We start from the raw sequence: 6,651 nt of genomic DNA, 5'->3' as shown, positions 1-6,651 counted from the left end.
GATGCACTACGTTTTACGGCCTCGTCGCTATAGACATGCCAGCTATCGTAATATTCGCCAATGTCGTTGACGTTAAAGTCGCAAATCCAGATGCTGTATACGTGAGGAATGTCGTAGCGGAAACGTTCCCGTGCAGCCACATCCTGCCTGCTTTCAGAAGGATACTTTTCGCGAATGGCAGCGTCGAAACGTTTCTTTTCTACACACAGGAAAGCACTCTCCTGGAGGATAGCCCGTTCTGCAAAAAAGGTCAGAGACATCTTCTGCATCTCGATATCAATATGCATTCCAGACTCGGTCTTAGCGTGAATGTCCATGCGCAGGTTCAGCAAATCAGTCGCATGGACTTCCAACTCCGAATCCAGAAAATCCACATGGGTGATGAGGTCCGTTTCCTTATGGAGAATCGCGTTCAAGAAGCTGACCATGGCGGGCCCGTTCTTGAGCAAGCGCTTAAATCCGGGATCAAGTCGCGGATCCAGATATTTTGACTTGCTGTATTTTTCATAGAGTTCCTCGAAGCGGGACTTTTCCTGCTGAGGCGATGCGCCAACTGCGCACAGTGCCGACTCCAGTTTTTGATTTTCTTCAAACGACGCCATATAGATTCCCAGCGGGAACGCCCCCGCGATGGCATAAGACGGATTGGCCTTACATATCTATACACGATGTAATGGTCGAAAAATTTCCAAAATTTCTGTAAAAATCTTGTAAAAACGTATGGGAGTGCACAAACGCAAAAATGGGAAGCCCTCACCATGAGGGTTCCCTAGAATATTTTTTATGGGATAATTTTTTAGGAGATGGTTATTCTTCTGTTTCTAGCTTTACGCAACGGACGGAACGTCCATAAGTTTTTGAACCAAGAGAATTACTGCCAGGAGCCTCGATAGACGAAGTTCCTAAAGAGTTTGTTTGGACATAAGATCCTGCGTCTCCTTCATATTCTCGTTCTACAGGATAATACCAAAATTCACCCATTCCAATATTGGTGAAGTTTCCTTCCTTTTCTCTAATTCCACTACCAAGTAGTGAATATCCTGTATAATTGGATCCGCTAAAATAGGATGAACGAAGGCCCTTTACACCTTCATCATTTGTATTGGCATGCCAGATGGTGTAGAAATCATTGTAGGTAAGCAAGCGCCAGCCATCGGGGCAGATACCCTGGTGGTTCGGCTCGATTTTATCGGCACAGCTTTCTGTATTGCAGCTGCTGGGCAACTGCATCATTTCGGCCCACTGGTAAAGTGCACCGTACATATCACATCTGGTGGTGTCGTTTTTGTAGCAGTAACGTTCAATCTTTGTATCGTCTGACTGTTCCTTTATTCCACGAACCATTTCGCCGATGTTCAGGTTTTCTGCCATGACGGTCACAGAATTGGGGTTTCCGCTAGTATCCTTACCGGCGATGGTGATGTAATAGTAGCTACGGCCATTTCTTTCGTCGACAAACTGCTTGTAGGCGTCCTCACCAACTTCAAATTCGCCGGCCAAAGTCACAGAATGATTAAACGGAACGTATTCGCTGCTGCTAGAGACCTTCACAGAACTAGAAGAAGACTTTGCGCTGGAACTGCTGCTCTTTGCAGAGCTAGAGGAAGACTTGGCAACAGAGCTGCTAGACCCTTCGACTCCGGCGGAGCCTCCGCTCAGGGTGACACTAGAGGACGAGCTGCTTTTTGCAGAACTGCTAGATCTCTCGGCTTCGCTCGAGATGACATTGGAGGAACTGGAACTTGCCTTTGCACTAGAGGAACTGCTAGATCCCCGATCGGAGTCGGGGATGACACTGGAGGAACTGCTGCTCTTGGCGACACTGCTGGAGGATTCTTCCACACTGGATGAGGACTCATCGTCCTTTACACCAGTTGGTGAACCTGTCGAACCATCGTCCCCGCAGGCCGCAAGCAACATAGTAACCAATAACATCGCGACTAGATTCTTCGACGCGCTACGCTTGCTCAGAATGACACTCGGAAAACATTTTTTCAAAACGTTCATCATAACCCCTGATTGTTTTTACCATGGAAAGATAATAAAATAGGACGAACCCTAAGGTTTTCCTTTGGGGCTTCTATATCTGGCCACTATATGTTGTGTCGTCTTGAGATTGGATTTTCCTTCCGGAGGGGTCGTATAAATACTTGCGTTTTTGTCAAGACGTGTCCTCAAAAATTGTCCAGATTTTTATTGGAAATTCATAAATCTTTATGTGTCAATGGGTTAAAAAAGTGAGTGCTTTTTTGAGTAGTTGTTGATAGTGTGTCGATGGTCACAAATACTTTCCTAAAACTTACAAAAACGTGACAGTTTTTTGAAAAATTTACAGATTTTTTGCCCTCGACTATACAAAATCGAAATTCTTTTGTTATCTTATACACCACATCTTGTGGTGGCGGTTAGGAAAATGGCACAAGATATAGTGGAAGAAGAAAAAAAGAACTTTTTTTGACAAAAAACGGCAGACCAGGAAAAATCTTGCCGCCTTGTCATAAGGATTGTGTGATGATCTTTACCGTGAAGAAGCGTGACGGCCGTGAAATGCCGTTCAACATCGAGAAGATTGCCGACGCCATCGTTAAGGCTTTTCGTGCCTCTGGTGAACTTGAAGAACAAATTAAGGCTTCTCAGTCTCAGCTGGATCTCCTCGGTGGTGAAGACGTTCTGACCAGTACTTCTCTTAAGGTTGCTGCTTACGCCGTAGGCCGCCTGGAAGCAGAAGGTAAGACCAAGCCCGAAATTGAAGATATCCAGGATGCTGTTGAAAAGGCCTTGACCGAAGCCGGTTACGGTGACACCGCCAAGAGCTACATCCTGTATCGTGCAGAACGTACCCGTGTTCGTGAAGTGAACACTCGTCTCATGCACACTCTCCGCGACATTACTTTCAGTTCCGCAAAGGAATCTGACCTGAAGCGTGAAAACGCAAATATTGATGGCGACACCGCCATGGGTACCATGCTCAAGTATGGTTCCGAATCCGCAAAGCATTTCTACACCATGATGATGCTGAAGCCGGAACACAGCCGCGCTCATTCCGAAGGTGATATCCATATTCATGACCTGGATTTCTACGCCCTCACCATGACCTGCTGCCAGATTGACTTGATTCGTCTTTTCAAGAACGGCTTCAATACCGGTCACGGCCATCTCCGTGAACCGAAGGACATCCGTAGCTATGCCGCTCTCGCCGCTATCGCTATCCAGTCCAACCAGAATGATCAGCATGGTGGTCAGGCTGTTCCTAACTTTGACTATGCCATGGCCGACGGCGTTCGTATCACTTACCGCAAGGCATACCTCTCCAACATGGTGAAGGCTTTGATTCTCTTGACCGGTAAGGAAGAAGAAGAACTGCAGCCCATGATCAAGAAGCTCCATGCTGAAATGGCTGAGATGGGCATGGTTGCTACTCTCGTCCCCAACGAAAAGTTTGTTCAGGCTGAAGCTCACGAACTTTCCAAGACCTTCTCCACCGAGGTGGTGATGGGTGCTCAGAAGTTCGCTGAAAAGCAGGCCTACGAAGAAACCGACAAGGCTACTTTCCAGGCAATGGAAGCTTTTGTCCACAATTTGAACTCCATGCACAGCCGCGCCGGTGCTCAGACTCCGTTCTCCAGCATCAACTATGGTATGTGCACCGATCCTGAAGCCCAGATGGTGATCCGCAACCTGCTCCTCACTACCGAAGAAGGCTTGGGTGGTGGTGAAACCGCAATCTTCCCGATTCAGATCTTCCGCGTGAAGGAAGGCATCAGCATGAATCCGGGTGACCCCAACTATGACTTGTTCAAGCTGGCTTGCCGCGTTTCCGCAAAGCGCCTGTTCCCCAACTTCAGCTTCCAGGATGCACCTTATAACCTGGCTTACTACAAGCCGGGTCATCCCGAAACCGAAATTGCTTACATGGGTTGCCGTACCCGCGTGATTGGTAACTCCGCTCGCCCCGATCACGAAGTGACCTTCGGCCGTGGCAACCTGAGCTTTACCTCTATTAACCTGCCTCGCATCGCTATCAAGATGAAGTCCGTTGACTTGTTCTACAAGGAACTGGACCGCATGCTGGGCCTGGTTCGCGACCAGCTCATGGAACGTATGGAAGTACAGAGCCGTAAGCGCGTGAAGAACTTCCCCTTCCTTATGGGTCAGGGAATCTGGATTGGCTCTGAAAAGCTGGGCTGGAACGACGAAGTTCGCGATGTCCTGAAGGACGGTACCCTTTCTATCGGTTTCATCGGCCTTGCTGAAACTCTGGTGGCTCTCACCGGTAAGCATCACGGCGAATCTGAAACCTCTCAGCGTCTGGGTCTGGAAATTATTCAGCATATGCGTGATTTCTGTGATAACGAATCCAAGCGTCTTGGCATCAACATTACCTTGTTCGCTACTCCGGCAGAAGGCCTCTCTGGTCGCTTCCTCCGTATGGACAAGAAGAAGTTCGGTATTATCCCGGGCGTTACCGACCGCGATTACTACACCAACTCCTTCCACGTTCCGGTGTACTACAAGATTAGCGCTTTCAAGAAGATCGAATTGGAAGCTCCGTACCACGCACTGACTAACGCTGGTCATATCAGCTACATCGAAATGGACGGCGACCCGACTCAGAACCTGGACGCATTCGAAAAGATTGTTCGTTTCATGGCTAAGTCCGGCATTGGCTACGGCTCCATCAACCACCCGGTTGACCGTGACCCGGTCTGCGGCTATGTTGGCGTGATTAACGATGTTTGCCCCCGTTGCGGTCGTCGCGATGGCCACGCAATCGATCCTCAGAAGATTGAAGAACTTCGCAAGAAGTTCCCCGGCATGCCTGCTTTCCTGGGTATCCGCTAAGATTTAAAAGAGAACAAAAAAGAAAAAAGATAAAACGACTGAAAAGCAGTCAAGGAGTGACAAATGTCCGAAAAAGAAAAGTCCCAGTATGGTGAAGGCGTGACCTTCGAACGTATCCGTCGTATTACCGGTTACCTGGTTGGTACTGTTGATCGTTTCAACAATGCAAAGCTTGCTGAAGTGAACGACCGCGTTAAGCACGGTTGCAGCTGCGGCGACAACTAATTCGCATTGAATGTCCACGGCCATGCCTGCGTTTTGCGGGAGCGTGCCGTGGGCTTTTTTTATTTTGCGGGATAGCCCGCGGTTTGTCGCCCCGCTTGTCATCCTCGACTTGATCGAGGATCTAGCAGTATCGAAAGAGAAGAGAGTAAGATGGGTTTTCAGAATATTGATGATTTGGAAGAACAAGGTTTGCATGAAGTGCAGTTCCCCACGCCGGAGGGCTTTGAGGGTAAGAAACTTCGCATAGCAGGTATTGAGTCTGAATCCTTCGTAGATGGTCCTGGAATTCGCTTCTCTATCTTTACTCAGGGCTGTACTCACAATTGTCCTGGCTGTCATAATCCCCAGACTCACGATTTTAACGGCGGCCATGAGATTTCCCTTTCCGAAGTGCTTTCCATGATTGAGGAAAACCCGCTGCTGGATGGCGTTACCTTTAGCGGTGGCGACCCTATGTTCCAGGCGGAAACCCTTGTGCCGCTGGCCCGAGAAATCAAGGAACGTGGCCTGAATCTTGTCATCTTTACGGGATTTGTTTTTGAAGCTATTGTAGCCCACAAGGAAAAGTATCCCCACATGCTTGAACTTCTCACTTTCGCGGACATGCTGGTGGATGGTCCTTTTGTTATGGCACAGCGTTGCCTTTCCCTCAAGTATCGCGGTTCCAAGAACCAGCGTCTCATCGATGTGCAGGCTAGCCTCTCCCAAGGCCGTGCCGTACTCCACCAGATCCAGCTCACAGAAATGCAGGAACATCCGGACCTGTTCGAGTAAGAACGCTTATACAAGACGAACAAAAAAAATACCAGCGGGAAGAACCTGCTGGTATTTTTTTTTGAAGTTAGCTTGGTTTGTTTAATAGTCTCTTTATGGCTAAATAGGCTTCGCTTATTAGTTGATAACAGAAAGAATGTTTCTTGGGAGATTCTGTCTTCGCATTCTTTCGTCTTCAAACTTAAACTCTCTAGCAGGATATGATAGAGATTATAAAAGGAGTGTCATATGACTATTGAAAAAGAAGGTTCTTTTGAACAATTTCCCTACAATTTTAAAGATTTGGGGATTCCTGGTGAAATTCTTGATCCCAAGAGAAGACTCGATGGAGAATTCCTTGCGGGTCCTGATTCATTAAGCTTACAGAAACTTATTAGGACTCCTAGTTCCGTTGTTCCTGATAAAACAGGTGTAGACTATATGAAAAGTTCTGTTATTCCTTCTGCAAGTAACCCTTTGAAGCGGATGCAGAAAACATGTCTTGCTAGTCTTGGCATGCTTCATCCATCTATTGCTTGGAATGTTGGGGTTGATGGGATGCCGCCTTTGTCTAGTAGCACAAATAGGGCAATTCATTTTTCTGAAGTTATTCCACTCTCTGCAGATGATCGGTCTTCTTCTAGAGGGGCTTTTCGTCACTTGATGTGGCAGGCTGATATTGTTAAAAATTACGGAAATGGTATGGCTACAGATATTGCCAACTGCCATGAGCGAAGAAGATGTAAGTTTCGTTCTGTAAAATCAATAATTCATGAAAAAAGGCCCGTTTAGGGCCCTATAAACAAAAAGTGGAGTTTCCACATCCTATTT

6 protein-coding genes are annotated in these 6,651 nt (G+C 47.3%); 4 read left to right on the top strand and 2 right to left on the bottom strand.

Going from position 1 to position 6,651, the window contains the following annotated elements; all coding sequences use genetic code 11:
* Both BUB59_RS14645 and BUB59_RS15080 read right to left on the bottom strand, forming a co-directional pair.
* Positions 1-602, bottom strand: a 602-nt coding sequence (locus BUB59_RS14645; protein ID WP_200778845.1) for a PD-(D/E)XK nuclease family transposase, incomplete at its 3' end; no start/stop codon positions are given.
* 205 nt (positions 603-807) lie between these two features.
* Positions 808-1,935, bottom strand: a complete 1,128-nt coding sequence (locus tag BUB59_RS15080) for an FISUMP domain-containing protein (RefSeq protein WP_143160434.1) — start codon at positions 1,933-1,935, stop codon at positions 808-810.
* 576 nt (positions 1,936-2,511) lie between these two features.
* Here BUB59_RS15080 and BUB59_RS14630 point away from each other — a divergent pair.
* The 4 genes from BUB59_RS14630 to BUB59_RS14615 all read left to right on the top strand — a co-directional run bounded on the left by BUB59_RS14630 (position 2,512) and on the right by BUB59_RS14615 (position 6,612).
* A complete protein-coding gene (locus tag BUB59_RS14630) occupies positions 2,512-4,842 on the top strand; it encodes an anaerobic ribonucleoside triphosphate reductase (RefSeq protein ID WP_073231352.1) in 2,331 nt (776 codons plus the stop codon).
* Between the two features lie 63 nt (positions 4,843-4,905).
* Positions 4,906-5,067 carry an anaerobic ribonucleoside-triphosphate reductase gene (nrdD, locus tag BUB59_RS14625; protein ID WP_073231349.1) on the top strand — a complete coding sequence of 54 codons (162 nt, stop codon included), beginning with the start codon at positions 4,906-4,908 and terminating at the stop codon, positions 5,065-5,067.
* 150 nt (positions 5,068-5,217) lie between these two features.
* Complete coding sequence (nrdG, locus tag BUB59_RS14620; RefSeq protein ID WP_083540369.1) at positions 5,218-5,841, top strand: anaerobic ribonucleoside-triphosphate reductase activating protein; 624 nt, start codon at positions 5,218-5,220, stop codon at positions 5,839-5,841.
* Between the two features lie 228 nt (positions 5,842-6,069).
* Positions 6,070-6,612, top strand: coding sequence for a hypothetical protein (locus tag BUB59_RS14615; RefSeq protein WP_073231347.1), 543 nt, complete (start codon positions 6,070-6,072; stop codon positions 6,610-6,612).
* Positions 6,613-6,651: the final 39 nt, after the last annotated feature.

It is taken from the genome of Fibrobacter sp. UWEL, assembly GCF_900142535.1.
Classification (GTDB): domain Bacteria; phylum Fibrobacterota; class Fibrobacteria; order Fibrobacterales; family Fibrobacteraceae; genus Fibrobacter.
This window is presented reverse-complemented; position numbering and strand designations above follow the sequence as displayed.